Here is a 25,650-nt window from a genome sequence, read left to right on the forward strand (position 1 = left end):
CTCGCGGGCCAGAAAGTCATCTGAGCCCCGGATTCGCCGACCGCCCCTCTATCTCGCAAGCAGGAGAGAAGAAGTCCCATGGCTGAAGTTCTCGTCTACGTCGACCACGTGGACGGCGCCGTCCGCAAGCCCACCCTGGAGCTGCTGACGCTGGCCCGCCGCGTCGGCGAGCCCGTCGCCGTGGCCCTCGGCAACGGCGCCGGTGACACCGCCGCCGCCCTCGCCGAGCACGGCGCGGTCAAGGTGCTCACCCACGAGGCCGCCGAGTACGCCGACTACCTGGTCGTACCCAAGGTCGACGCCCTCCAGGCCGCCGTCGAGGCCGTCTCCCCGGCCGCCGTGCTGGTCCCGTCCTCCGCCGAGGGCAAGGAGATCGCCGCCCGCCTGGCGCTGCGCCTGGGCTCCGGCGTCATCACCGACGCCGTCGACCTGGAGGCCGGCGACGAGGGCCCGGTGGCCACCCAGTCGGTGTTCGCCGCCGCCTTCACCACCAAGTCCCGCGTCTCCAAGGGCACCCCGGTCATCACGGTCAAGCCGAACTCGGCCGCCGTCGAGGCCGCCCCGGCCGCCGGTGCCGTCGAGGCCCTGTCGGTGTCCTTCTCCGCCCAGGCGACCGGCACCAAGGTCACCTCGCGCACCCCGCGTGAGTCGACCGGCCGCCCCGAGCTGACCGAGGCCGCGATCGTGGTCTCCGGCGGCCGTGGCGTCAACGGCGCGGAGAACTTCGCGATCATCGAGGCCCTCGCCGACTCGCTCGGCGCGGCCGTCGGCGCCTCGCGCGCCGCGGTGGACGCTGGCTGGTACCCGCACACCAACCAGGTCGGCCAGACCGGCAAGTCGGTCTCGCCGCAGCTCTACATCGCCTCCGGCATCTCGGGCGCGATCCAGCACCGCGCGGGCATGCAGACCTCGAAGACGATCGTGGCGATCAACAAGGACGCCGAGGCCCCGATCTTCGACCTGGTCGACTACGGCGTGGTCGGCGACCTCTTCGACGTCGTCCCGCAGCTCACCGAGGAAGTCAAGACCCGCAAGGGCTGACACCCGCTCGCAGCTTCGGCCGAGGCCCCCGCGACCGTCCTTCCTGGTCGCGGGGGCCTCGGCGTCTGCGCAGGATGGTGTTGACCGGCGAGTGACCGACAGATAACTTCGCTCTACGGATATTCGATTCCGTTCAGCGGAAAACAGGAGGGTGTGGGATGGGTCAGCAGGAGAAGGTGGCGACGAGTCTCGCGGGCGGCGTCGGCGAGGAGATCAGTGCCTCCCTCGCACCGGTCGACGCGGAGCTGGAGCGCCGCTACCCCGGAGACCCGGGCACCCGCCAGCCCGTCCACACCGTCTACGTCCCCGGTGACGTCTTCGCCGCCGACACGATCCGCTCCTGGGGCGACCGGGCGCTCGCCGCCCTCGACGAACACGCACCCGACGCCGCGTCCTTCGCCGCCGTCCTCGGCCTCACCGACGAGCTCGCCGAGCCGGTGTACACCCGCGTGCGCGCCAAGCTGGAGCGCGAGCCGATCGAGGACCTCCGCGTCGACTTCGAGGACGGCTACGGCAACCGCACGGACGCCGAGGAGGACGAGTCCGCCGCCCGCGCGGCCCGGCTGATCGCCGAGGCCTACGAGCAGGGCACGGCGGCCCCGTACATGGGCATCCGCATGAAGTGCATGGAGGCCCCGGTGCGCGCCCGCGGCATCCGCACCCTCGACGTCTTCCTCAGCGGCCTGATGGAGGCCGGCGGCCTGCCCGACGGGCTGGTCCTCACCCTGCCGAAGGTGACCTACCCCGAGCAGGTCACCGCCATGGTGCGGCTCCTGGAGGCGTTCGAGAAGGCACGCGGCCTGGAGCCCGGCCGGATCGGCTTCGAGATCCAGATCGAGACCAGCCAGTCCATCCTCGCCGCCGACGGCACGGCCGCCGTCGCCCGCATGATCCAGGCCGCCGAGGGCCGCGCCACCGGTCTGCACTACGGCACCTTCGACTACAGCGCCTGTCTCGGCGTCTCCGCCGCGTACCAGGCCAGCGACCACCCGGCCGCCGACCACGCCAAGGCGGTCATGCAGGTCGCCGCCGCCGGCACCGGCGTACGCGTCTCGGACGGCTCCACCAACGTCCTGCCCATCGGCCCCACCGAGAAGGTCCACGACGCCTGGCGCCTGCACTTCGGCCTCACCCGCCGCGCGCTCGCCCGCGCCTACTACCAGGGCTGGGACATGCACCCCGGCCACATCCCGACCCGGTACGCGGCCGTCTTCGCCTTCTACCGCGAGGGCTTCGAGCAGGCGGCCGCCCGCCTCACCCGCTACGCCAACCGCACCGGCGGCGACGTCATGGACGAGCCCGCCACCGCCAAGGCCCTCAGCGGCTACCTGCTGCGCGGCCTGGACTGCGGCGCCCTCGACATCGGGGAGGTCGCCCGGCTGACCGGTCTGACCCGCGCCGACCTGGAGGGTTTCTCGTCCCCGCGGCGCGGTGACCTCACGGCATCGGCGCAGTAGGCGGCGGCTGGGTGCGGGGGAGCGGCTCGCCGGTCCGGCCGGAGCGTACATACCGCTCCAGGCCGGACGCCGTCACCCGCTTTTCCTCGGCGAACAGCCGCGTCCCCCGCGCGCACAGCCGCCGGTCGACCCGCGCCCGGGCGCAGAACTCCTCGGGCGTCACCCCGAACAGCTCTCGCAGCCGGGCCGACCCCTGGAGCAGCTCGGTGATCAGGACGCGCTGGTCGCCCGGGTGCCGGCGTGGTGCTCCGGTGCCGTCGTGCAGGACGCCGTGGCGGTTGACGTAGGCGTACGCGCCGCGCAGCACCGTGCCGTCCCCGTCCCCGTCCGCCGGCTCGACGCGCACGTCGGGTGCGGGGAGCCAGACGCGGTCGAAGTTGCCGGACGCCATCGGCACACCTTCGCTCGCGTCGATCACGGCCAGTTGCTCCGCGTCGAGCCACAGGACGAACAGCTCCCGTGCGACGCCCGGGGCGCTCACCGGTGAGGCGGACACGTATCCCATGCGGCTCACGTGGGCGGACACGCCGATGTCGAGGCCGGTGACCCGCGTCCTGACCATCGGGATCGGCGAATCGATGCCGAACTCGGCCATCTTGTGCCGCAACTGGCCCGGGCTGGCGTTGGAACCGATCGCCAGCACCGGAACCCGGCCTTCCCCGTTCCCGTCCTCGTGGACCGGCCGGTCCAGCGGCAGCAGCCGGTCCCCGTCCAGCAGGCCCGACTCCCGGGGCCACGGGCCCGGATACAGCAGCGGCTCCTCCCGCGGCACGCCGGCCAGGCCGAGCGCCCGCAGCGTCCGGTCCTCGCCGCGCGGACGCGCGGGCTCCCGCTCCTCGCCGGCTGACTGCGACACGGTGCGATCCTCCCGGCTGTGGCTGTGGCTGTGGCTGTGGCTGTGGCTGTGGCTGTGGCTGTGGCTGTGGCGCTGTGCGGTGTAGCGGCTTGTGGCTGCGGGGCTGCGGGGCTGCGGGGCTGCGGGGCTGCGGGGCTGCGGGGCTGCGGGGCTGCGGGGCTCGCTCCGGCCGTCTCCGAACGGTCGCGATCCGAGCCGGAGCGAGGGTGGCGCCCGTCCGTCCCGGCCCGGCGTGCGCCGGCGCGGGCCCCTCCGCGGACGGCCGGCGTCCTCGTGCGGTCGCACGGCGCACGCTACGGCCGTCCCCGGAGGCCGGGGCGGCCGGTCCGCCCCGTGCGCTCAGTCCGCCGGCGGCAGCTCGCCCGAGCCCCGGGTGACCAGCCTGGTCGGCAGTTCGATGCGGTCGGGCGCGATCAGGGTGCCGTCCAACTGCCTGAAGAGCCGCTCGGCTGCGGTGCGGCCGAGGGCCGCCGCGTCCTGGGCGACCACGGTGACGCCCGGCTGGAGCAGGTCGGCCAGCTCGATGTCGTCGAAGCCGACCAGGGCGACGCCGCGCGCGTGATCCGCGAGGACGCGGATCACGGTGACCGTCACGCGGTTGTTGCCGGTGAAGATCGCGGTGACCGGGTGCGGGTCGGCGAGCATCTCCTCGGCCGCCCGGCGTACCCGCACGGGGTCGGTGACGCCCAGGGACATCCAGGAGTCCTTCACCGGTATGCCGGCGTCCTCCATGGCGGCCCGGTAGCCGCGCAGCCGCTCGGCGGCGGTGTGGATGCGGGGCATGTCGCCGATGAAGCCGATCCTGCGGTGTCCGTGCGCGATGAGGTGCGCCACGCCGTCGCGGGCGCCGCCGAAGTTGTCGGACACCACCACGTCCGCGTCGATCTGCCCCGCGGGACGGTCCACGAACACCGTGGCGACGCCCGCCTTGAGCTCCGGCTCGAGATACCTGTGGTCGTCCCCGGCGGGGATCACCACCAGCCCGTCCACGCGCCGCGCGCACAGCGCCAGCACCAACTCCTGCTCGCGGTCCGGGTCCTCCGCGCTGGACCCGTTGATCAGCAGGGCGCCGTGGGCCCGGGCCACCTCCTCCACGGCACGACTGAGCGGCCCGTAGAAGGGGTCGGCCAGGTCTTCCAGGACCAAGCCGATGCTGGCGGTACGGCCCTTGCGGAGCACTCGTGCGCTGTCGTTGCGGCGGAAGCCGAGCGCGTCGATGGCCTCCTGGACGCGACGCTCGGTCTCCGGGGTGACACCCGGCTCCCCGTTGACCACCCGGGAGACGGTCTTGAGACCCACCCCGGCCCGGGCGGCGACGTCCTTCATGGTCGGGCGATTGCCGTAACGGTTCCCGGGGAGGCGGTCTGCGCGGCGGGTCGCGTCGGGCACGATGCGGTGTCCTGTCCTGTCGTCCACGGGAGTGCGTCGGCTCCTGTCGTCCACGGGGGATGTGTCGGTCATGCGTTTGTATGAGGATGTGGCGTCGAGCATAGAGCCTGGACAACGTTGTCAGATGCAGGAGACACTGTCCATCGCACTCTCCGGCCCTCGTCCCCACCGCGGGGCCGGTCCGTTGTGCCTTCTTGTGTTCGTCATTTTCGCTGTTTTCGGTCCGACGGGGAGATCCGACTCTGATGCACACCGACCTCGTGGCAGCGCTGGACATCGGCGGCACCAAGATCGCCGGGGCGCTGGTGGACGGCCACGGCCGCATCCAGGCGCGCGCGCAGCGTGCCACGCCCGCCCGGGAGGACGGCGACACCGTGATGCGGGCCGTCGAGGCGGTGCTCGGGGAACTGGCCGCGTCGCCGCTGTGGGGGCGGGTGACGGCCGTCGGCATCGGCAGCGCCGGCCCGGTGGACGCCTCCGCCGGCACGGTCAGCCCGGTGAACGTGCCGGGCTGGCGCGGCTACCCGCTCGTCCGGCGGGTCCGCCACGCCGCCGGTGACCTGCCCGTCGAGCTGATCGGCGACGGCGTGGCCATCACGGCGGCCGAACACTGGCAGGGCGCCGCCCGAGGCCACGACAACGCGCTGTGCATGGTGGTTTCGACGGGTGTCGGCGGCGGCCTGGTTCTGAGCGGCCGACTGCACCCCGGCCCGACCGGCAACGCCGGGCACATCGGCCACATCAGCGTGGACCTGGACGGCGACCCGTGCCCGTGCGGCGCGCGCGGTTGCGTGGAGCGCATAGCGAGCGGCCCCAACATCGCGCGGCGCGCCCTCGACGCCGGCTGGCGCCCCGGCCCGGACGGCGACACGTCCGCCGCCGCGGTCGCCGCCGCCGCCCGCCTGGGCGACCCCGTCGCCGTGGCGTCCTTCGAACGGGCCGCGCAGGCACTGGCCGCCGGTATCGCCGCCACCGCGACCCTCGTCGAGATCGACATCGCCGTGATCGGTGGGGGCGTCGGCAAGGCGGGCGACGTGCTCTTCGCGCCCCTGCGCAAGGCCCTGGCGGGGTACGCGACCCTGTCCTTCGTACAGCGCCTGGCCGTCGTGCCCGCCCAGATGGGCACGGACGCCGGGCTGGTGGGGGCGGCCGCGGCGGCGCTCACGAGGACGGCGGACGCGACCCCGGCGCGAGTCTGAGCCCATCGCGGGCTCGTGGCGCCGGGTCTCTTCCGCCGCTCCCGCGCTCTCACCCGTGACCCCGACGCCGTGGCGCAGTTGAAGCAGGCATGAAGAAGCGCAGCATGCTCGCCATCGCGTCCCTCGCCACCGGTTTCGTCGTCGCGGCCGTCAGCCCGTCCCACGCGGTCCCGGGCGACCACCCGCTCAACCTCGACGTGGAGGACACCGTCAGCACCGTCCAGGACACCGCCGCCGTCGACAGCCTGGACGTGGACGACGACGCCCTCGGGCCGCTGGGCTGACGCACACCGCCCGGATCGCACCACCCGGATCGCATCACCCGGTCCGCACCACCCGGACCGCACGGCGCCGGCGTCCCTCGCGGGGGCGCCGGCGCCGTCGTCTCACTCCCTCAACTGGGCCTGGTTTCCGTGGCAGGGTGAAGCGGGCAAGCCACAGGGGGCCAACAGAAGAGGGGGACCTGTGACCGTCGTCTGGATCAACGGCGCGTTCGGTGCGGGAAAGACCACCACCGCACGGGAACTGATCGAACTGATCCCGAACAGCACACTCTTCGACCCCGAGGTCATCGGCGGCGCACTCGCGCATCTGCTGCCGCCCAAACGCCTCGCCGAGGTCGGCGACTTCCAGGACCTGCCGATCTGGCGCCGCCTCGTGACCGACACCGCGGCCGCGATGCTCGCCGAGCTGGACGGAACCCTCGTGGTTCCCATGACGCTGCTGCGGCAGGAGTACCGCGACGAGATCTTCGGCGGACTCGCCGCCCGCCGGATCGCGGTCCGGCACGTCCTGCTCGCTCCGGCCGAAACGATCCTGCGGAAGCGGATAGCGGGCCGCGAGATACCGGAGGGCCTGCCGGACGGCGAGATACGCGTACGGCAGTGGTCGTACGATCACATCGAGCCATATCGTGCCGCCCTCGCCTCCTGGCTGACCGCCGACGCCCACCCGATCGACACCGGCGCGCTCTCCCCGTACGAGGCCGCCGCCCGGATCGCCGAGGCCGTCGGCACCGGCGCCGTGCCGGCCTGCGACATCGTGCAGACGCCCGAGCCCACCGCCGAGACCATCGCCGCCGGGGTCCTGCTCTTCGACGAGCAGGACCGGGTGCTGCTCGTCGACCCCACCTACAAGCCCGGCTGGGAGTTCCCCGGCGGCGTCGTGGAACCCGGCGAGGCCCCCGCGCGCGCAGGGATGCGCGAGGTCGCCGAGGAGACCGGCATCCGCCTCGACGACGTACCCGCCCTGCTGGTCGTCGACTGGGAATCGCCCGTGCCCCCCGGCTACGGCGGCCTGCGACTGCTCTTCGACGGCGGCCGGCTCGACGCCGCGGACGCCGCCCGCGTGCTGCTGCCCGGCCCCGAACTGCGCGACTGGCGCTTCGTCACCGAGGACGAGGCCGCCGGCCTGCTGCCCCCGGTCCGCTACGAGCGGCTGCGCTGGGCCCTGCGGGCCCGGGAACGCGGTGCGGCGCTGTACCTGGAGGCGGGCACTCCGGTGGGCTGACGTCAGCCCACCGCCCCGTAGGTCCGCGCCGATGCCCGGAGTACGTCACCCGCCCCGCCGGTCACCGGATCGCCGTGACCGAAGCAGGCCACCTCCGTGTCGAGGCCGGCCAACCGCCCGAAGGAGCCGACGGCCCGGTCCCGGTCGACGTTGAACACGCCGAGCATCACACTCCCGTCGACCGGCGACGCGGCGACGGCGTCCCCCGTGAACAGGACACCGTGCCGTGCGAGATGCAGCCCGATGCTCCCGTCCGTGTGGCCCGGGGCGTGGACGACGCGCGCCCCGCCGCCGAAGTCCAGGACGTCGCCGTCGGACACCTCGGTCACCCGCGCCGGCCGGTCGAACCCGCCCTTGGGAAGCCGCCGGAGGGCGTCCGCGTGCAGCGGGCGCTCCCAGTCCTCGAACTCGGGCGGCGGGCCCGGCACCTCGCCCCGCACCACCGGCGCCTCCAGGGCGTGGGCCACCACCTCGGCCCCGGTGAGCGCGGCGACCTCCTGGGCCCCGCCCGCGTGATCCTCGTGGAAGTGGCTGAGGACGACACGCCGTACGCGTCCGAGGGATCCGGCCAGCGCGGCGATGCGTGCCCCGGACCCGGCCGGTCCGGCGTCGATCAGCGTCAGGTCGTCGCCGTCGCGCCAGAGGTAGGCCTGGCCGACCGGGAAGCGCAGCAGGTGCAGGCGGGGGAGGAGCTCGATGACGTCCACGCAACGACCGTAGGCAGGGCTCCGCCCGGTGGCGAGGCCCCTCTGCCCACGGCAGAACCGGAGCCTGCCGCCTTCAGCTCGCCGCGTAGTTGCGCAGGAACAGCGCCTCCGCGACCGACAGCCGCTCCAACTCCTCGGGGGACACGCTCTCGTTCACGGCGTGGATCTGCGCCTCCGGCTCGCTCAGGCCGATGAGCAGGATCTCCGCCCGCGGGTAGAGCGCCGCCAGGGTGTTGCACAGCGGGATGGATCCGCCCTGGCCGGCGTACTGCATCTCCTCGCCCGGATACGCCACCGCCATCGCGTCCGCCATCGCCTGGTACGCCGGGCTGCTGGTGTCCGCGCGGAACGCCTGGCCCTGGCCGATCTGCTCGACGCCCACCCGGGCGCCCCACGGCGTACGCGCCTCCAGGTGGGCCTGGAGCAGCTTGGTGGCCTCGGCGGCGTCCACGCCCGGCGGCACCCGCAGGCTGATCAGAGCGCGGGCGCTCGCCTGCACCGACGGCGTGGCGCCGACGACCGGCGGGCAGTCGATACCGAGCACCGTGACGGCCGGCCGCGCCCAGATCCGGTCGGCGACCGAGCCGGACCCGATCAGCTCCACGCCGTCCAGGACCCGGGCGTCCCGGCGGAACTGCTCCTCGTCGTAGGCCAGGCCCTCCCACGCGCTGTCCGCCGCCAGTCCGTCGACGGTCGTCGAACCGTCCTCGGCGCGCAGCGAGTCCAGTACGCGGATCAGGGCGGCCAGCGCGTCGGGCGCCGCGCCGCCGAACTGGCCCGAGTGCAGGTTGCCCTCGAGCGTGTCGACCCGCACCCGGACGAGGGTCATGCCGCGCAGCGTCGAGGTGACCGTCGGCAGTCCGACCCGGAAGTTGCCCGCGTCGCCGATGACGATCGTGTCGGCGGCCAGCAGCTCCGGGTGCGCCTCGGCGTACCGTTCCAGGCCGCCGGTGCCCTGCTCCTCCGAACCTTCGGCGATCACCTTGACGTGCACCGGCACGCCGCCGTTCGCCTTCAGCGCGCGCAGCGCGAGCAGGTGCATCAGCACCCCGCCCTTGCAGTCGGCCGCGCCGCGCCCGTACCAGCGGCCGTCGCGCTCGGTCAGTTCGAACGGCGGGGTGGCCCAGCCGGCCTCGTCCAGCGGCGGCTGCACGTCGTAGTGGGCGTAGAGCAGCACTGTCTTCGCGCCTTCGGGCCCGGGAAGGAACCCGTACACCGACTGCGTGCCGTCCGGCGTGTCGAGCAGGTCCACGTCCTGGAATCCCTCGGCGCGCAGCGCGGCCGCGATCCAGTTGGCCGCGCCCACGCTCTCGCTGCGCGGGAACTGGTCGAAGTCCGCCACCGATTTGAAGGCCACCAGCGCGGTGAGCTCCTCCTTCGCCCTGGGCATCAGGGAGGAGACGGTCTCGGCGACCGGATTCGACGACATGGGCACGCTCCTTGTGGGTGCGACGTTGTACCGAGGAGTACTGGCAGTACCGCGAGTACTGGGAGTACTGGAGTACTGGGATTGGTAGGCCCGATCCTCCCACAGTGGCCTGCGGCGATGCCCGCCGTAGGATGCGGGGGTCAGGTGCGGCATGCGGTTTGTTGGGAGCAGTAGACCATCGTGAGCAGCGAGAACTCTTCGGCGGACGACGCGCGTCAGGTCTGGGACGTCGTCGTGGTGGGCGCGGGACCCGCGGGGGCCTCGGCCGCCTATGCGGCGGCGGTCGCGGGGCGGCGTGTGCTGTTGCTGGAGAAGGCGGACCTGCCCCGCTACAAAACGTGCGGCGGCGGCATCATCGGTCCCTCGCGCGACACCCTCCCGCCCGGCTTCGAACTGCCCTTTCGGGACCGTGTGCACGCGGTGACGTTCTCGAACAACGGGCGGTTCACCCGGACCCGGCGCTCCCGGCAGATGCTGTTCGGGCTGATCAACCGGCCCGAGTTCGACCAGCAACTCGTCGAGCACGCCCAGAAGGCGGGCGCCGAGCTGCGCACCGGGGCGACGGTGACGCGTGTGGAGCAGCACGGGTCGGGGGTGCCTGACCGGCGCACGGTCGCCGTCGTACTCCAGGGCGGCGAGACGGTGCTCGCGAGGGCCGTCGTCGGCGCGGACGGCAGCGCCAGCCGGATAGGGGCGCACGTCGGAGTCAAGCTCGACCAGGTCGACCTGGGGCTGGAGGCGGAGATCCCGGTGCCGGACACGGTCGCCGAGGACTGGAAGGGGCGGGTCCTCATCGACTGGGGACCCATGCCCGGCAGTTACGGCTGGGTCTTCCCCAAGGGCGACACGCTGACCGTGGGCGTGATCTCGGCGCGCGGCGAGGGTGCGGCGACCAAGCGGTACCTGGAGGACTTCGTAGGCCGGCTCGGCCTCGCCGGCTTCGAACCGAGCATCTCCTCCGGCCACCTGACGCGCTGCCGTGCCGACGACTCGCCGCTGTCGCGCGGCCGGGTCCTGGTGTGCGGTGACGCCGCCGGGCTCCTGGAGCCGTGGACGCGCGAGGGGATCTCCTTCGCGCTGCGGTCCGGGCGGCTCGCGGGGGAGTGGGCGGTGCGGATCTCCGAGGCGCACGACGCGGTGGACGCGCGCAAGCAGGCCCTGAACTACGCCTTCGCGATCAAGGCCGGGCTGGGTGTGGAGATGAGCGTCGGCAAGCGCATGCTGGCGGTGTTCGAGCGCCGGCCGGGGCTTTTCCACGCGGCCCTGACCGGTTTCCGTCCGGCCTGGAAGGCGTTCAAGGACATCACCCAGGGTTCGACCTCGCTGGGCGAGCTGATTCGCAGCCACCCGCTGGCACAGCGGGCGCTGGCGGCGACGGACCGCCGGCCCGCGGGGGCGGCGGGGGCGGCGGGCTCCGCGGACGCTCCCGGGAGGGCGGGCGACGAGAACGGTTCCTGATTTCGGCAGTCCCGGATTCCGCGAGTCCCGGATTCCGCCCGCCCTGATCCGCCGGTGGTCGTTCCGTCAGTCGTCGTTCCGCCGGTGGTCGCCGTTCCGCCGGTGGGCGTCGTCCGTCAGTCCTCGGTCTCGATCCGGAAGACGGGGTGGTCCGGGGCGGCCGCGACGATCTCCTCGTCGGAGGATTTGGCGGTGACGCCCTGGAAGTACTGGTTCACCTCCCAACCCCACTTCTCCAGGTAGGTCCGCAGGATCGGGAGCTTCTCCTCGTCGGGGAGCTCCACCGCGGTGAAGGAGCGGACCTTGCGGCCGACGCGCAACTCGCCGCCCCCGGCGGTGCGCATGTTGCGGACCCACTGGGAGTGACCGCGCGCCGAGATCAGGTACCGCGCGTCGCCGTGACTGTGCGGATTGACCGGGATCCGCTGCATCCGGCCGCTCTTGCGGCCGCGGACGGACATCTCCGCGGCGCCGGCGAGGCTGACACCGTGCCGGGCCAGCCAGCCGATGACGCTGTTGAGCCGGAGGGCCATCGGGCTGCCCTTGCGGTAATACGTCGCTGACGACATCGGACGACCTCCAGGTCGGCTGGGTGACGGCGAGAGCACTGCTCACTTCTGTGAGCACTGCTCTCGCTCCGGGCTTCAGTCTGCATGAGGTCGACACGGCAAAGCAAGAGCACTGCTCTCTTTTGTGTGCACTGCTCTGGATCATGGAACACTGGTCCCCATGAGCAGCACCGCACACGGAGCCCGCGCCCGCGCCCGGATCGAGGTCACCGCCGCCATCAAGGAGGCGGCGCGCGCACAGCTCGCGGCGGAAGGCGCCGCCAGGCTGTCGCTGCGGGCCGTGGCCCGCGAGCTGGGTATGGCGTCCTCGGCCCTCTACCGCTACTTCCCCAGCCGCGACGACCTCCTGACCGCACTCATCATCGACGCCTACAACTCGCTGGGTGAGGCCGCCGAGGCGGCCCGTGACGCGGCGGCCGGTGCCGGGCACGCCCGCCGCTGGACCGTGGTGTGCGAGGCGGTCCGCGGGTGGGCGCTGGCGCATCCCCACGAGTACGCGCTGATCTACGGTTCGCCGGTGCCCGGCTACAGCGCGCCCGACGACACCGTCCCCGCCGCCGCCCGGGTGGCCTACGTGTTCATGGGCATCGTGCGCGACGCGCACCGGGGCCCGGGTCTGGCCAAGCCTCCGTTGCCCGCCGAACTGCGGCCCGAGGCCCAGCGGATGGCGGCGGATCTCGCCCCCGGCCTGCCACCGGAGACGGTGACGGCGTTCGTGGCCGCCTGGGCCGAGTTGTTCGGTTTGGTCGGCTTCGAGGTGTTCGGGCAGTTCCATCGGGTCGTGGAGGACCGGGAGGCGTTCTTCCGTCACGCGGCGGAGCGGCTCGCCCACGGGGTGGGCCTGGTCTTCCCGTAGCGAGGCGGGGCGGCCGGACGGGGAGGCCGTACTTCACAGGGAGTACGCGTGATCACCACGCGCGGGTGACGCTGCCCACGGTGCGCGGCGTCTAGCGTGGCGGCCATGGACGGACAGCGCGAGCACGGGAGCGGGCCGCCGCAGTGGTGGCGGCCCGGACCCCCGTGGTGGAACCACCGGGGCGAGGAGGGGCACCGCGCCCGGTGGCCCTGGCGCTCCACCCTGCTGATCACGGCGTTCGTGCTGGTCGGCTCCAACTTCGCCGCCCACGCCCAGGAGGGGGAGCGGGTCGCACTGGACCCCTTCGGGCGCGTGCTGCTGTTCCTGACGGGAGCAGCCCTGCTGTGGCGGCAGTGGTACCCGGTGCCCGTGGTGTTCGGCACGGCGGCCACCACCCTGGTCTACCTCTTCGCCGGATACCCGTACGGGCCGGTGTTCGTGGCCGTCGCGGTGGCCTGCTTCGGTGCCGTCGTCGCCGGGCACCGCAGGGCCGCGTGGGCGGCGATGGGGACGATGTGGGCCGGGCTGGCCCTGCTGACGCACTGGCTCTACCGCTGGCTGCCACCGTCCGGGGACTCGGCCGCGTCCTGGGGGCAGGAGATCGTGATCGCCACCTGGGTGGTGGCCATCGTGGCACTGTCGGAGCTGACCCGGGCCCGGCGGGAGCAGTGGGCGCGGGAGCGGGCGGAACGGGCCCAGGCGGCCAAGCGGCGCGCGGACGAGGAGCGGCTGCGGATCGCCCGCGAACTGCACGACGTCCTCGCCCACAGCATCTCCGTCATCAACGTGCAGGCCGGGGTCGGTCTCGCCCTGCTCGACAGCGACCCGCAGCAGGCCCGCACCGCGCTCACCACCATCAAGGCCAAGAGCAAGGAGGCGCTCGGCGAGGTGCGCCAGGTCCTCGACACCCTCCGCACCCCCGGAGACGCGCCCCGTGCCCCGGCCCCCGGGCTGGACCGGCTTCCCGAACTGGTCGGCCAGGCGGCGAGCGCGGGCCTCACCGTCGAGCTCGAGGGGGAGCCGCCACGGCTGCCGCCCGGTACCGACCTGGCCGCGTTCCGTATCGTCCAGGAGGCCCTCACCAACGTCGTACGGCACTCGGGTTCGCGGCGCGCGCGGGTGCACGTGGGCCGGGACGGCGGCACGCTGCGGCTGCGCGTCGACGACGACGGTCCCGCGACCGGCGCCGAGGCGGGCGGCAGCGGCAACGGGCTGGCCGGAATGCGGGAGCGGGCGGCGGCGCTGGGTGGCACCATCGAGGCGGGTCCGCGCGCCGACGGCGGCTTCCGGGTGCTCGCGACCCTGCCGATCGACGTGAAGCACACCAGGGACGTCAGGGATGCCGAGGGCGTCAGGGGCGCCAAGGACGTCAGGGGTGCCGAGGAGGACGTCGATGACGTCAAGGAGGAGGGCCGGTGATCCGCGTACTGCTCGCCGACGACCAGTCACTGGTACGGGCCGGCTTCCGGGCGCTGCTGGAGGCACAGCCGGACATCGAGGTGGCCGGTGAGGCCGCCGACGGCGAGGAGGCGGTGCGCGCGATCCGCGAACTGCGCCCCGACGTCGTCCTGATGGACATCCGCATGCCCCTCCTCGACGGCCTGGCCGCGACCCGCCGGATCACCGGGGACGCCGGACTGCGGGACGTGAAGGTCGTCATGCTCACCACCTTCGAACTCGACGAGTACGTCTTCGAGGCGATCCGCTCCGGCGCCTCGGGCTTCCTGGTCAAGGACACCGAGCCCGAGGAACTCCTGCGTGCCGTGAGGGCGGTGGTCGACGGGGACGCGCTGCTCTCACCCGGGGTGACGCGCCGCCTGATCGCCGAGTTCGCGGCCCGTTCCAAGGAGCCCGCGGCGGCCGGCGAACTGGCCCGGCTGACCGAGCGGGAGCGGGAGGTGATGGCGCTGGTCGGCATCGGCCTGTCCAACGAGGAGATCGCCCGCCGTCTGGTCGTCAGCCCGCTCACCGCCAAGACCCATGTCAGCCGTACGATGGTGAAGCTCGGCGCTCGCGACCGGGCCCAACTGGTGGTGCTGGCCTACGAGTCGGGGTTGGTGCGGCCGGGCTGGCTGGGCTGACCGCCCCGGGCGAACCGGACCAGCACGCTCACCACACGGACCGAGAACACCGCGACGGCCAGCACGGTACCCGAGCCGACCAGCACGCCCTGCATCCGGGACGGCAGGCCGAAGAGATACGCCGGTCCCGCCACGGCCCCGAACAGCACGGCCGCCGCGAACGCCGCGCTGCTCAGCGCGTATCCGATCTCCACCGTGATCGCGTCCCGCTCGCCCTGCGTGCGCCGTCCCCCATAGGTGTCCATGCAGGCAAGCTTCCCAGAACCGCGCCGATGCGGCAGTACGACGTCGGCCGCGGCCACTTCGCACCGGTGCGGACCTGGGGTCCGGGGCCGGGCAGGGGCCGGCGAGGTGCTCCGGGGTGGCGGGCGGCGCCGCACCGGGTGCCGGCCGGCTGACCGGCGTCGCCGCGCGGTCCCGCTCAGTTCCAGGTCACGCCCGACTTCTCACGCCACAACGCGGCGAGCGAGGCGTCGCCGGCCACCTCCGGGAACGGGCGACGGTTCCACAGCGCCGAGTAGAGCTGAGCGGCTGGTCCGGCCAGCTCGCAGTCGACGTCCTCGACGTCCTCGGTGTCCTCGACGTTCTCGGTGTCTTCGGTGTCATGGGTGACCCCGGTGCGCCCGGCATCGCCGCGTTCGGTCTCCGGTGGCCGTGTCGACAGCCGTACGGTCCACACGGCGCCGGGCGCGTCCGTCGCCCGCACCCGGAGCGTGCGGGGTGTCTCGGTGCGGACCGCGCTCTTCGGGCGGGCGTGGAAGGCGCGCAGCAGCTCGTCGATGCCGTCCACCGCGAAGTCCACGCCGATGCCGGTGGGCTCGCCGCCGCTGGCCGACTCGGCGTCGATCCGGTGCACGGTCGTCTCGTGCGCCTGGCGCCGGGCCCAGAACGCCAGGGGCGACGGCGCGGGCAGGAAGTGCCAGCAGCGCACGTCGGGTGAGGCACCGGCGAGGGTGTCGACGAGCCCGCGGTGTCCCTCCCGGAACCAGGCCAGCAGCGCGGTGCCGTCGAGGTCGGGCAGGCCACCGTCGCGTCGGGGGGCGGTGTGCCCCTCGGCTACGATCGCCGCCGCCCAGCGATGCACCATCCCCGTGTGCCGCAGCAGGTCCCGCACCTGCCAGCCGGGGCAGGTCGGCACCTTGCCGCCGGTGCCCGCCGCCTCGGCGGCCTTTGCGAGCAACACACCTTCACGGTCCAGGACTTGGACGAACGTGGCAGTCTCCATGGCGGGATTCTGCCGGATGGGGGCAGGCCTCAGCCCGTTGCCGCCGCGCGCCGGGTGGCGGCGGTGACGAGTACCGCCACCGCCGCGAGCGCCGCCACACTGGTGAGCGCGGTCGGCAGGGAGAACCAGTCGGCCATGAAGCCGATGGCCGGCGGCCCGAGCAGCATGCCGCCGTAGCCCAGTGTGGACGCGGTCGCGACACCGCTGGGACCGCCCAGCGCCCCGGCCCGTTCGACCGCGACCGGGAAGATGTTGGCGAGCCCGAGTCCGGTGATCGCGAAGCCGAACAGCGCCGCCCAGACGGACGGGGCGAGCGAACCGAGCAGCATGCCGGCGACGGCGGTCGTGCCGCCGGCCACCACCGTGGTCGTCCGGCCGAGGCGCTCCAGCAGCGTCGTGCCGGTCAGCCGACCGACGGTCATGGCCAGTGCGAAGCAGGAGTAACCCGCCGCCGCCATGCCCGGCGAGGCGTCGAGGTCCTGCTCCAGGTGCAGAGCGCCCCAGTCGGCCATGGCGCCCTCGCCGTAGGCCGTGCACAGGGCGATCAGGCCGAAGGTGATGACGAGGCGGCGCGTACGGCGGTCGAGCCGGCGGGGAGCGCTGCCGTCCCGGTCGGTTCGGCCGGTGTGTTCCGGTGGCACGGCGGGTTCGCAGCGCAGCAGGGCGCGGCCCGCGACGAGGGTGACGAGGAGGCCGGTCACGGTGAGACCGAGCAGGTGCCGCACCGGCGACAGGGACCCGGCGACGAGCCCGCCGAGCCCGGCGCCGATCATGCCGCCCAGGCTGAACGCCGCGTGGAAGCTGGGCATGATCGGGCGCCGCAGTACGGCCACTAGGTCGACGGCGGCGCTGTTGAAGGCGACGTTGATCCCGCCGTACGCGCTGCCGAACACCAGCAGTACGGCGCCGAGGGCGAGCGCGGAATGGGTGAGCGGGGGCAGGGCCACGCTGAGGCAGAGCAGGACCGCGCAGGCGACGGTGACGGGGTGGCTGCCGTAGCGGCGGCACAGCCGACCGGTGAGCGTCATGGTGACGACGGCACCCGCCGAGACACCCAGCAGCGCCAGCCCCAGGGCGCTGGCGGAGGCGCCGGTCTGTTCCTTGATGGCGGGGATGCGTACGACCCAGCCGGCGAAGACGAAGCCGTCGAGGGCGAAGAAGGCGGTCAGGGCGACGCGGAGGCGGGTGAGGTTGTCGCTGGGGCCCGGCACGGCGTTGTGCGATCGGGCTTTGTTTATTTGCGGCACAAAGTCAGGCTAGGGGCGGGACGGGGGAGGGGCAAGGGGATCCCGGCCGGGCGCGGGGGCTCGGGGCGGCGCCCCCGGCGTCGCATACGCTCGACAGCACCATGAAGAGCAACCTCACCCCCCTGGAGCCGAAGGCCGACAAGGCCACGGTCAGACGGCACAACCTCAGCCTCGTCCTGAGGGCCGTGCACGACGCGGGGGAGGCGACCCGGGCCGGTATCGCCACGCACGTCGGGCTGACGCGTGCGGCGGTGTCGTCCCTGGTCGAGCAGTTGCTGGAGTACGGCTTCGTCTCCGAGTGGGGCAAGACCAGCAGCGGTCAGGCAGGGCGGCCGGGCACCGTCCTGAAGGTCTCCCGGTCGGGCCCGGCGGGTCTCGGTGTCGAGATCAACATCGACTACGTCACCGTGTGCGTCGTCGATCTCGCGGGCACCGACCGGGTCCGGCTCGTGGAGCACTTCGACAACCGAGGGGTCCAGCCCTCCGAGGTGCTGGCCCGCGCGGCCCGGCTGACGGCCCGCGCCATCGGTTCGGCTGCCGAGCAGGACCTCGTCCCGGCGGGCGTCCATGTCGCGCTGCCGGGCCTGGTGACCGGCGGCACCGTGCGCCAGGCCCCCAACCTGGGATGGCAGCGGGTCGCGGTCGAGGGGCTGTTCGCCCAGGCGCTCCTCGCCCTGCGCCCCGCCCACCGCCCCCTGCCGGTCAGCTCCGACAACGAGGCCAACGCCGCCGCCCTCGCCGAGCTGTGGTTCGGCGCGGGCACCGAAGGCGTCCGCAGCTTCCTGTACCTGACCGGCGAGATCGGCATCGGTGGCGCCCTGGTGCTGGGGGGCGAACTGCTGCGCGGTGCGCACGGGTTCGCCGGGGAGATCGGTCACATGGTCGTCGATCCGGAAGGGCCGCTGTGCCGGTGCGGCGCGCGCGGCTGCCTGGAGCAGTACGCCGGCCAGGCCGCGCTGCTGGGGGCCGCGGGCATCGACCCGGACGCGGGCGTACAGGGTGTCGCCGAACTCGAACGCCGCGCCCGGCGGGGCGACCCGGCCGCGCTGTCGGCGGTCGAGCGTGCCGGGCGGCAACTGGGCGTCGTCGTGTCGGGCGCGGTGAACCTCTTCGACCCCGACGCGGTGATGCTCGGCGGCGTCTACCGGGAGCTGATGGACTGGCTGGCCCCCGCCGTCGACCGCGAACTCTCCCTCCGCGTCGTCTCCGGGCTGTGGAGCGAGGGCGGGAAGCGGCTGCGCGCGTCGTCCTCGCTCGGTGACGCGGCCCGGGGCGCGGCCGGCGTGATCGTCCGCGAGGTGCTGGCCGATCCGGCGGCGTGCGCCGAGCGGGACGCGCGCTCAAGCGGGACGTGAGCCGAGGCGGGTCGTGAGCCGAGGCGGGTCGTGAGCCGAGGCGGGACGTGAGCCGAGGCGGGACGTGAGCCGAGGCGGGACGTGAGCCGACGCGGGGGCCGCCCGGCCGAGGCCCCCGCGCTCCGATGTCACCCCCGGTTCGCGGCGATCAGCTCCCGGTACCAGCGGTAGCTGTCCTTCGGTGTGCGCTCCTGCGTGTCGTAGTCGACCCGGACGATGCCGAACCGCTTGTCGTAGCCGTACGCCCACTCGAAGTTGTCCAGCAGCGACCACACGTAGTACCCGCGTACGTCCACGCCCGCGTCCATCGCCGCCCGCAGTGCGGTGAGGTGGTCGCGCAGGTAGGCGACGCGGTCGGCGTCGTGCACCGTGCCGTCGGCGGCGGGCGCGTCGTCCTCCGCCGAACCGTTCTCCGTGACGTGGATCGGCGGCAGCGCGTCACCGTACTGCTTCTTCAACTGGACGAGCAGGTCGGTGAAGGAGTCCGGGACGACCGGCCAGCCCATCGCCGTGTGCCGGACACCGGGGAACCCGACCTCCTCGTAGCGGTTGTCGGTCGCCACCCGTCGCGCCGGGTCGCTCTCGCGGTGCGGGGCGTCGGCGACCACGATGGGCCGGTAGTAGTTGACGCCGAGGAAGTCCAGCGGCTGGGAGATCAGCTCCAGGTCGCCGTCCCGCCGGAAATCCTCCCCGGTGATCAGCTCGCCCCAGGTCTCCTCCTCGGTGGCCGGGTAGCGGCCCGCGAGGATCGGCTCGGTCCACACCAGGTTGTGCTGCGTGTCCGCGCGGACCACGGCCGCCAGGTCGGCGGGGGAGTCGGTGGCCGGCAGGTTGCGGTCCAGGTTGAGCGTGATGCCGACCTCCCGTACCCCGGCCGCCCGCAGCGCCCGCACCGCCAGTCCGTGGCCGACCAGCAGGTGGTGGGCGGCGGCCAGCGCGCCCCGGCCCTCCCTGGCACCGGGCGCGTGCCGCCCGATGGAGTAGCCGAGGAAGGAACTGCACCACGGCTCGTTGAGGGTGATCCAGCGCGGCACCCGGTCGCTCAGGTGCTCCGCGACCACGGCCGTGTACTCGGCGAACCGCTCCGCCGTCTCCCGCACCCGCCAGCCACCTCGGTCCTCCAGGGCCTGCGGCAGGTCCCAGTGGTAGAGGGTGGCGGCCGGCTCGACACCCGCCGCGAGCAGCTCGTCCACCAGACGGGAGTAGAAGTCCAGGCCCTTGGGGTTCACCGTGCCGGAACCCTCCGGCACGATGCGCGGCCAGGCGATCGAGAAGCGGTACGAGTCCACGCCCAGGTCGCGCAGCAGCGCCACGTCCTCCCGGTAGCGGTGGTAGTGGTCGCAGGCCACGTCACCGGTGTCGCCGTTCACCACCAGGCCGGGGGTGTGGCTGTAGGTGTCCCAGATCGACGGACCGCGGCCGTCCTCCCGTGCCGCGCCCTCGATCTGGTACGAGGCGGTCGCGGCACCGAGCACGAAACCGGGCGGAAAACTGGGGAAGTCACTCATGCTGTGCAGCTCATCTCCATGCGTACGGGGGTGCGTTCAGGGGTCACTTGACGGAGCCGCCGGTGATCCCGGCGGCGATGTACTTCTGGGCGAGGACCAGCAGGATCGCCGCCGGTACCGCGGAGAGCACGGAGGCGGCCATCACCGAGCCCCAGTCGCCGACGTGCGCGCCGATGTACTGGTAGATACCCAGGGTGATGGGCTTGACGTCGTCGGTCGTGTTCAGGGTGAGCGCGAACATGAAGTCGCTCCACGAGAACAGGAACGCGAACAGTCCGGCCGTGATCAGCGAGTTGCGGCTCATCGGCAGCACCACCCGCACGAACGTCCGCACCGGCCCGGCGCCGTCGATCTGCGCGGCCTCGATCACCTCGCCCGGGATCGACACCATGAAGGAGCGCATCAGCACGATGGAGAACGGGATGCCCAACGAGGCGTCCGCCAGCATCAGGCCGAAGTAGGAGTTGACCAGGCCCAGGTCGACGTACGAGTTGTAGAGCGCGTTGGCGATGACGATGCCCGGCACCATCTGGGTGATCAGCGTGCCGAACACGATGGTGCGCGAGCCGCGCAGCCCGAACCGCGCCAGCCCGTACGCCGCCGGCGCCGAGATCGCCAGGCAGATGGCGACCGCGCCGAGCGAGACGGCCAGCGAGGTCAGCAGGTTGCCGCCCTGGTCGCTGACGGCCTTGGAGAAGCCGGACAGGTCCAGGCTGCCCGGCACCGGGTCGACCTGCAGGAGCCCGGAGTCGGGCTGCAGCGCGGTGTTGAGCATCCAGTACAGCGGGAACAGCATCACGCCGAGGAGGAGTACACCGGCGACGGTGGAGCCCCAGCGGCGCCGGGACGCGGTGGGCGTCTGAGCTGCCATCGTCGGTCACTTCCCCTCGGTGCGGTTGGCCCGCAGGTAGAACACCGCGAACACGGCGGAGATCAGGATGAGTACGTTGCCGACGACGGCGCCCGCGCCGAAGTCCAACTGCACGAAGGAGTTCTGGTAGGTCAGCGTGCCGAGGGTCTGGGTGGCGTCGGCGGGACCGCCGTCGGTGAGGGCGAGGATCAGGTCGAGGATCTTGACGGTCGACATGAAGCCTAGGACGAGCACGACCGTGACGACCGGCTTGAGCACCGGCAGGGTGACGGAGCGGAAGGTCCGCCAGGCCGACGCGCCGTCCAGGGCGGCCGCCTCGTGCAGTTCCTTCGGGATCTCCTGCAGACCGCCGTACAGGATGACCATGTTGAACGGGATGCCGATCCAGATGTTGACCAGGATGACCGACACCAGGGCCATCTCCGGACTGGTCAGCCACGGCGTGTGGCCGCCGATCCCGAGGGTGTCCAGGAACGAGTTCAGCACGCCCGTGTCCTGGTCGAGGATGCGGCGCCAGACGATGCCGGACACCACCATGGGCACCAGCCAGGGCAGCAGGATCAGCGAGCGCAGCACCCCGTTCAGCGGGAAGCGGCGGCTGAAGAAGACCGCGAGTGCCAGGCCGATGCAGAACTGCCCCAGCAGCGAGCCCGCGGTGAAGACGAGCGTGTGCCACAGCGCCTTGCCGAACAGGGCGTCCTGGAACACGTTGGACCAGTTGTCGGTGCCGTTGAAGGGCGCCTCACCGGTGAAGAAGGTCTTCGGCGTGTAGTGCTGGAAGCTCATCACGACGTTGCGGACGAGCGGGTAGCCGAAGAACAGCAGCATGAAGACGACGGCGGGGGCGACGAACCCCCACTGGGCGAGCCGGCGCCGGCGCCTGAGCCGGTCCGGGTCCGGCGCGGTGGCCGTCGTGGACGCCTTCGCCGGCGTCCGGGCGGTGACGGTGGACGTGGTCATGGGCGCGTACCTCAGTTCCCGCTCGTGGCCCGCTGCTGGGCGCGCTTCAGGGCGGTCTCGCTGGACTGGCCGGTCAGGGCGGACTGGAAGGCGCTCTGCAGGGCGAGCGACACGCTCGACCAGCCGGCGCCGAGCTTCGCGGTCCGGGACCGGGCGACGGCCACCTGGTCGGCGAGGGAGTCCAGCTCCGGCACCCGCTCGCGCCAGACGGCGGCGGCCTTGGCGTTGGCCGGGACCATCCAGCTATTGAGCGCGTAGGTGAGCTGTTCCTGCTCGCTGGAGAGACACGCCACGATCTTCCCGGCCGTCTTCTCCCGCGCCTCGTCACCGGTGTTGGGCACGGTCAGCACCGCACCGCCGAGCGGGCCCACCGAGTCGTCACCGGTCTCGGGCACGGGGATCGGCGCGATGCCCCAGTGCAGCGACTTGTCGCTGTTCAGTGTCTCCACCTGCCACGGCCCGTTGATCATCATCGCCGCGTTGCCGGCCATGAACTGGTCGTTGACGTCCGCCTGCGTCCAGTTGACCGTCGACTTCGACAGCGAACCGTCCTTCAGCAGGCCCTTCCAGTAGTCGAGGGCCTCGACGACCCGCGGACCGTCGAGGTCGGTCTCGTCACCGCCGTTGGACCACATGAACGGCATGAACTGGAAGACGCCGTCCTCCGCGCCGCCCGCGCTGAGCGCCAGCCCGTACCGCCTGCCCTGGGTGAGCTTCTCCGCGCTCTCGCGCAACTGTGCCCAGGTGGTGGGCACCTCGACGCCCGCCCGGTCGAGGACGTCCTTGTTGTAGAAGAGCGCGAGCGTGTTCACGGAGCGGGCCGCACCGTAGTACGTCCCCTGGTACGAGCCGAAGTCGACGATGCCCTCGGGGATGTCCTCGGTGCTCAGCCCGAGGGTCCGCAGGTCGACCAGGCCCCCGGCGTCGGCGAAGGTCGGCATCTCGGACGCGTCGAACTGCACGACGTCCGGCAGCGACTTGGACGACGCCATGCGCAGCGCCTTCGTCATCACCTGCGACGCCGGGACGCTCTGCTGCTCGATGGTGACGCCCAGCCGTTCGCCGCAGCGGGCCATCGCCTCCGCGTCCCAGCGGTGGTACGACTCGTCGGTCGAGGAGTTCATCACGGTGTACACGTCGGCGTCCCGCTGCTGTCCGCAGCCCGTGAGCGCCGCCCCGGCGACCAGGACGGAGGCGGCGGCGAACGGGGCGACGGCTCGGCGTGAGCGTCCTCGCCCGCGGTGCGTGGCAGCCGGAGGGTGTGCTGTCAAGGCGAGCGAGGTGAAGCGCTTCGACATGGTGCGGGCCCTTGCTGTCGTACCGTCCGGCTTCCTTGCCGGACCGTTTTGTTTGATGTGATGACTAATACGTCAAGGACCCGCTGTCGCGCTAGAGCAAAGTGGCCCCCCTCTCGACACTTCGTGGCGTGAGGATGCTGTTCTCATGGGTAATCACCCCTGTTCAGTGCGGTGAGGTCGAGGTGGGACCCTCCTGGCGGGGATTTGTTCTGTGTACGATCAAAATGCTGTGAGACGGCTTCCGTGCTCCCATCCGACAGCTCCCGCCCCACCCGAGGAAGATCATGAAGTTCACCGACGGCTTCTGGCTCATCCGCGAGGGCGTGCATCTCTCGTACGCCACTGAGGTACGCGATGTGCGCCCCGAATCGAAGCGCTTCACCGCTCATGCCGCCGTGAAGAAGGTGACGCGGAGGGGGGACACGCTCAACGCGCCGCTCCTCACGGCCGAATGCTTCTCTCCCGCCGAGGGCGTCATCGGCGTCCGCGTCACCCACCACGCCGGCAAGCGCCGGCCGGGCCCCGACTTCGCCCTCACGGGCGCCGCGGACGGTGCCGGCGCGGTGCGCCAGGAAGGCACGGTCACCGAACTGACCAGCGGCCCGCTCTCCCTCCGCCTGGACCGCGAGGGCCCCTGGGGGCTCACCTTCCACGACGCGGACGGACGCGAGCTGACCCGCGCGGGCGCCAGGAGCACGGCCTTCGCCACCACCGGCGACGGCGGACACCACATGCTGAGCCGGCTCGCGCTCGGCGTCGGCGAGCAGATCTACGGCCTCGGCGAGCGCTTCACCCCGTTCGTCAAGAACGGCCAGGTCGTCGACATGTGGCAGGCCGACGGCGGCACCAGCAGCGAGCAGGCGTACAAGAACATCCCCTTCTACCTCTCCTCGCGCGGCTACGGCGTCTTCGTCAACCATCCCGGCGCCGTCTCCTTCGAGGTCGGCTCCGAGTCCGTCGGCCAGGTGCAGTTCAGCGTCGAGGACCAGACGCTGGAGTACTACGTCGTCGCCGGCCCCACCCCCAAGGAGGTCCTCACCCGCTACACCGCCCTCGCCGGCCGCCCCGCCCTGCCGCCCGCCTGGTCCTTCGGCCTCTGGCTCACCACGTCCTTCACCACCTCCTACGACGAGGAGACGGTGACGACGTTCGTCGACGGCATGGCCGAGCGCGGCATCCCGCTGTCCGTCTTCCACTTCGACTGCTTCTGGATGCGCGAGTACCAGTGGTGCGACTTCCAGTGGGACCCGGACGTCTTCCCCGACCCGGACGGCATGCTCGCCCGGCTCAAGGCCAGGGGCCTCAAGGTCAGCGCCTGGATCAACCCGTACATCGCCCAGAAGTCCCCCCTCTTCGACGAGGCCGCCGCGCTCGGGCACCTGGTGCGCCGGCCGGACGGCGACATCTGGCAGTGGGACCTGTGGCAGGCCGGGATGGGCCTGGTGGACTTCACCAGCCCGGCCGCCCGCGACTGGTACGCCGGAAAGCTCAAGCCGCTGCTCGACCAGGGCGTGGACTGCTTCAAGACGGACTTCGGCGAGCGCGTCCCCACCGACGTCGTCTGGCACGACGGCTCCGACCCGGAGCGGATGCACAACTACTACACGCACCTGTTCAACCGCACCGTCTTCGAACTCCTGGAGAAGGAGCGCGGACAGGGCGAGGCCGTCCTCTTCGCCCGCTCCGCGACCGCGGGCGGCCAGCAGTACCCCGTCCACTGGGGCGGCGACTGCTGGTCGTCCTTCGAGGCGATGGCCGAGTCGCTGAGGGGCGGCCTGTCCCTGTCCCTGAGCGGCTTCGGCTTCTGGAGCCACGACATCGGCGGCTTCGAGGGCACACCCGACCCGGCCGTCTTCAAGCGCTGGCTGGCCTTCGGCCTGCTCTCCTCGCACAGCCGCCTGCACGGCTCCTCGTCGTACCGGGTGCCGTGGGAGTTCGGCGAGGAGGCGGTCGGCGTCGCCCGGAGCTTCACCCTCCTCAAGCACCGCCTGATGCCCTACCTGTACGGCGTCGCCGCCGAGGCGCACCGCACCGGCGTGCCGATGATGCGTCCGATGGTCCTGGAGTTCCCGCACGATCCGGGCTGCCGCCCGCTGGACCGCCAGTACATGCTCGGCCCCGACCTCCTGGTCGCCCCGGTCTTCACCGAGGACGGCGAGGTCGAGGTCTACCTCCCCGAGGGCACCTGGACCCACCTCCTGACCGGTGAGCGCGTCACCGGCCCGGCCTGGCGCACCGAGCGGCACGGCTACGACAGTCTGCCGCTGTACGTCCGTGAGGGCGCCGTCCTGCCGCTGGCCTCCGACGACGGCCGCCCCGACGGCGACTGGCTGGACGCCCCCACCCTGCTGGTCCACCCGCCCGCCGACGTGGACTACGCGGCCGAGGCCACCGTGCCCGACCTGCTGGGCATGCCGGCCGCGACGTTCCGCGTACGGCGCGACGGGGACGTCCTGCGGGTCACCGCGAGCGGCACCGGCCGACCGTTCACCGTGCGCGTCGCGGGCGGGGCGAGCGCGGAGGGCAGCGGGGAGGTGAGCGTGCCGCTGGGGTGAGGCCGGTGGCGGTGACGGGAGCGAAGGCCCGGCGGCACGCCGTGGCGGATCGCGTGCCGACGGGACGTCGCACCCAGCAC

General features: G+C 72.5%; 23 protein-coding genes. 11 read left to right on the forward strand and 12 right to left on the reverse strand.

The features are described from left to right. The first annotated feature begins 78 nt into the window (after positions 1-78). Together B1H29_RS32480 and B1H29_RS32485 are read left to right on the forward strand one after the other, a co-directional pair. Positions 79-1,041 carry an electron transfer flavoprotein subunit alpha/FixB family protein gene (locus B1H29_RS32480; RefSeq protein ID WP_055420550.1) on the forward strand — a complete coding sequence of 321 codons (963 nt, stop codon included), beginning with the start codon at positions 79-81 and terminating at the stop codon, positions 1,039-1,041. Positions 1,042-1,199: 158 nt separating this feature from the next. Next, positions 1,200-2,498: a DUF6986 family protein gene (locus B1H29_RS32485; RefSeq protein ID WP_055420549.1), complete on the forward strand. Its 1,299-nt coding sequence runs from the start codon at positions 1,200-1,202 to the stop codon at positions 2,496-2,498. Here the strand turns inward: B1H29_RS32485 and B1H29_RS32490 are convergent. Then, a complete protein-coding gene (locus B1H29_RS32490) occupies positions 2,479-3,354 on the reverse strand; it encodes a hypothetical protein (protein WP_055420548.1) in 876 nt (291 codons plus the stop codon). The genes B1H29_RS32485 and B1H29_RS32490 overlap by 20 nt on opposite strands. Positions 3,355-3,693: 339 nt before the next feature. Continuing rightward, positions 3,694-4,770, reverse strand: coding sequence for a LacI family DNA-binding transcriptional regulator (locus B1H29_RS32495; protein WP_055420547.1), 1,077 nt, complete (start codon positions 4,768-4,770; stop codon positions 3,694-3,696). A 218-nt stretch (positions 4,771-4,988) separates the two neighbouring features. Between B1H29_RS32495 and B1H29_RS32500 the strand changes: the two genes are divergently transcribed. The 3 genes from B1H29_RS32500 to B1H29_RS32510 all read left to right on the forward strand — a co-directional run bounded on the left by B1H29_RS32500 (position 4,989) and on the right by B1H29_RS32510 (position 7,451). Then, positions 4,989-5,942, forward strand: a complete 954-nt coding sequence (locus B1H29_RS32500) for an ROK family protein (RefSeq protein WP_055420546.1) — start codon at positions 4,989-4,991, stop codon at positions 5,940-5,942. A gap of 89 nt (positions 5,943-6,031) precedes the next feature. Then, complete coding sequence (locus B1H29_RS32505) at positions 6,032-6,226, forward strand: hypothetical protein (RefSeq protein WP_055420545.1); 195 nt, start codon at positions 6,032-6,034, stop codon at positions 6,224-6,226. Between the two features lie 181 nt (positions 6,227-6,407). Beyond that, positions 6,408-7,451: an NUDIX hydrolase gene (locus B1H29_RS32510; protein WP_055420544.1), complete on the forward strand. Its 1,044-nt coding sequence runs from the start codon at positions 6,408-6,410 to the stop codon at positions 7,449-7,451. A gap of 2 nt (positions 7,452-7,453) precedes the next feature. On the opposite strand, the gene B1H29_RS32515 is transcribed toward B1H29_RS32510, so the two are convergent. Beyond that, entirely contained in the window at positions 7,454-8,158 is a 705-nt protein-coding gene (locus B1H29_RS32515) for an MBL fold metallo-hydrolase (protein WP_055420543.1), read from the reverse strand. Between the two features lie 73 nt (positions 8,159-8,231). Beyond that, the gene (locus B1H29_RS32520) at positions 8,232-9,587 is read right to left on the reverse strand and encodes a dipeptidase (protein ID WP_055420542.1); all 1,356 of its coding nucleotides are present in this window, start codon (positions 9,585-9,587) and stop codon (positions 8,232-8,234) included. Between the two features lie 180 nt (positions 9,588-9,767). On the opposite strand from B1H29_RS32520, the gene B1H29_RS32525 reads away from it, so the two are divergent. Next, positions 9,768-11,045, forward strand: a complete 1,278-nt coding sequence (locus B1H29_RS32525) for a geranylgeranyl reductase family protein (RefSeq protein WP_055420541.1) — start codon at positions 9,768-9,770, stop codon at positions 11,043-11,045. Positions 11,046-11,161: 116 nt separating this feature from the next. Here B1H29_RS32525 and B1H29_RS32530 read toward each other — a convergent pair whose 3' ends face one another. Continuing rightward, complete coding sequence (locus B1H29_RS32530; protein WP_055420540.1) at positions 11,162-11,614, reverse strand: nitroreductase family deazaflavin-dependent oxidoreductase; 453 nt, start codon at positions 11,612-11,614, stop codon at positions 11,162-11,164. 160 nt (positions 11,615-11,774) lie between these two features. Between B1H29_RS32530 and B1H29_RS32535 the strand changes: the two genes are divergently transcribed. From B1H29_RS32535 to B1H29_RS32545, 3 genes are all read left to right on the forward strand, one after another. Next, positions 11,775-12,470 (forward strand): TetR/AcrR family transcriptional regulator, encoded by a 696-nt coding sequence (locus tag B1H29_RS32535; RefSeq protein WP_055420539.1) that lies wholly within the window; start codon positions 11,775-11,777, stop codon positions 12,468-12,470. Positions 12,471-12,575: 105 nt separating this feature from the next. Continuing rightward, positions 12,576-13,889 carry a sensor histidine kinase gene (locus B1H29_RS32540; RefSeq protein ID WP_079160582.1) on the forward strand — a complete coding sequence of 438 codons (1,314 nt, stop codon included), beginning with the start codon at positions 12,576-12,578 and terminating at the stop codon, positions 13,887-13,889. Then, positions 13,886-14,551: a response regulator gene (locus B1H29_RS32545; RefSeq protein ID WP_055420538.1), complete on the forward strand. Its 666-nt coding sequence runs from the start codon at positions 13,886-13,888 to the stop codon at positions 14,549-14,551. The genes B1H29_RS32540 and B1H29_RS32545 overlap by 4 nt, the downstream gene beginning before the upstream one ends. On the opposite strand, the gene B1H29_RS32550 is transcribed toward B1H29_RS32545, so the two are convergent. From B1H29_RS32550 to B1H29_RS32560, 3 genes are all read right to left on the reverse strand, one after another. Beyond that, entirely contained in the window at positions 14,512-14,796 is a 285-nt protein-coding gene (locus tag B1H29_RS32550) for a DUF6332 family protein (RefSeq protein ID WP_055420537.1), read from the reverse strand. The two genes, B1H29_RS32545 and B1H29_RS32550, sit on opposite strands and share 40 nt — an antisense overlap. Positions 14,797-14,972: 176 nt before the next feature. After that, a complete protein-coding gene (locus B1H29_RS32555) occupies positions 14,973-15,776 on the reverse strand; it encodes a maleylpyruvate isomerase family mycothiol-dependent enzyme (RefSeq protein ID WP_055420536.1) in 804 nt (267 codons plus the stop codon). Between the two features lie 29 nt (positions 15,777-15,805). Beyond that, entirely contained in the window at positions 15,806-16,987 is a 1,182-nt protein-coding gene (locus B1H29_RS32560) for an MFS transporter (protein ID WP_055420535.1), read from the reverse strand. Between the two features lie 137 nt (positions 16,988-17,124). On the opposite strand from B1H29_RS32560, the gene B1H29_RS32565 reads away from it, so the two are divergent. Beyond that, the gene (locus B1H29_RS32565; protein ID WP_055420534.1) at positions 17,125-18,378 is read left to right on the forward strand and encodes an ROK family protein; all 1,254 of its coding nucleotides are present in this window, start codon (positions 17,125-17,127) and stop codon (positions 18,376-18,378) included. A gap of 128 nt (positions 18,379-18,506) precedes the next feature. Here B1H29_RS32565 and B1H29_RS32570 read toward each other — a convergent pair whose 3' ends face one another. From B1H29_RS32570 to B1H29_RS32585, 4 genes are read right to left on the reverse strand one after another with little or no spacing between them, the layout of a single operon-like run. Further along, complete coding sequence (locus B1H29_RS32570; protein ID WP_055420533.1) at positions 18,507-19,886, reverse strand: GH1 family beta-glucosidase; 1,380 nt, start codon at positions 19,884-19,886, stop codon at positions 18,507-18,509. Positions 19,887-19,929: 43 nt separating this feature from the next. Then, a complete protein-coding gene (locus B1H29_RS32575) occupies positions 19,930-20,757 on the reverse strand; it encodes a carbohydrate ABC transporter permease (RefSeq protein WP_055420532.1) in 828 nt (275 codons plus the stop codon). 6 nt (positions 20,758-20,763) lie between these two features. Beyond that, a complete protein-coding gene (locus tag B1H29_RS32580) occupies positions 20,764-21,717 on the reverse strand; it encodes a carbohydrate ABC transporter permease (protein WP_055420531.1) in 954 nt (317 codons plus the stop codon). An 11-nt stretch (positions 21,718-21,728) separates the two neighbouring features. Continuing rightward, complete coding sequence (locus B1H29_RS32585; protein ID WP_055420530.1) at positions 21,729-23,015, reverse strand: ABC transporter substrate-binding protein; 1,287 nt, start codon at positions 23,013-23,015, stop codon at positions 21,729-21,731. 284 nt (positions 23,016-23,299) lie between these two features. Here B1H29_RS32585 and yicI point away from each other — a divergent pair, with 284 nt between their 5' ends. Continuing rightward, positions 23,300-25,570: an alpha-xylosidase gene (yicI, locus tag B1H29_RS32590; RefSeq protein ID WP_055420529.1), complete on the forward strand. Its 2,271-nt coding sequence runs from the start codon at positions 23,300-23,302 to the stop codon at positions 25,568-25,570. The last annotated feature ends 80 nt before the right edge of the window (positions 25,571-25,650 follow it).

The organism is Streptomyces pactum (assembly GCF_002005225.1).
Classification (GTDB): Bacteria; Actinomycetota; Actinomycetes; order Streptomycetales; family Streptomycetaceae; genus Streptomyces; species Streptomyces pactum_A.

Bases quoted from the DNA above. Each gene is read 5' to 3' on its own strand.
- B1H29_RS32530 (WP_055420540.1), bottom strand. From the start codon at position 11,614: ATGTCGTCAGCGACGTATTACCGCAAGGGCAGCCCGATGGCCCTCCGG.
- B1H29_RS32575 (WP_055420532.1), bottom strand. From the start codon at position 20,757: ATGGCAGCTCAGACGCCCACCGCGTCCCGGCGCCGCTGGGGCTCCACC.
- B1H29_RS32480 (WP_055420550.1), top strand. From the start codon at position 79: ATGGCTGAAGTTCTCGTCTACGTCGACCACGTGGACGGCGCCGTCCGC.
- B1H29_RS32550 (WP_055420537.1), bottom strand. From the start codon at position 14,796: ATGGACACCTATGGGGGACGGCGCACGCAGGGCGAGCGGGACGCGATC.
- B1H29_RS32520 (WP_055420542.1), bottom strand. From the start codon at position 9,587: ATGTCGTCGAATCCGGTCGCCGAGACCGTCTCCTCCCTGATGCCCAGG.
- yicI (WP_055420529.1), top strand. From the start codon at position 23,300: ATGAAGTTCACCGACGGCTTCTGGCTCATCCGCGAGGGCGTGCATCTC.
- B1H29_RS32505 (WP_055420545.1), top strand. From the start codon at position 6,032: ATGAAGAAGCGCAGCATGCTCGCCATCGCGTCCCTCGCCACCGGTTTC.
- B1H29_RS32540 (WP_079160582.1), top strand. From the start codon at position 12,576: ATGGACGGACAGCGCGAGCACGGGAGCGGGCCGCCGCAGTGGTGGCGG.
- B1H29_RS32580 (WP_055420531.1), bottom strand. From the start codon at position 21,717: ATGACCACGTCCACCGTCACCGCCCGGACGCCGGCGAAGGCGTCCACG.
- B1H29_RS32565 (WP_055420534.1), top strand. From the start codon at position 17,125: ATGAAGAGCAACCTCACCCCCCTGGAGCCGAAGGCCGACAAGGCCACG.
- B1H29_RS32485 (WP_055420549.1), top strand. From the start codon at position 1,200: ATGGGTCAGCAGGAGAAGGTGGCGACGAGTCTCGCGGGCGGCGTCGGC.
- B1H29_RS32585 (WP_055420530.1), bottom strand. From the start codon at position 23,015: ATGTCGAAGCGCTTCACCTCGCTCGCCTTGACAGCACACCCTCCGGCT.
- B1H29_RS32535 (WP_055420539.1), top strand. From the start codon at position 11,775: ATGAGCAGCACCGCACACGGAGCCCGCGCCCGCGCCCGGATCGAGGTC.
- B1H29_RS32555 (WP_055420536.1), bottom strand. From the start codon at position 15,776: ATGGAGACTGCCACGTTCGTCCAAGTCCTGGACCGTGAAGGTGTGTTG.
- B1H29_RS32570 (WP_055420533.1), bottom strand. From the start codon at position 19,886: ATGAGTGACTTCCCCAGTTTTCCGCCCGGTTTCGTGCTCGGTGCCGCG.
- B1H29_RS32500 (WP_055420546.1), top strand. From the start codon at position 4,989: ATGCACACCGACCTCGTGGCAGCGCTGGACATCGGCGGCACCAAGATC.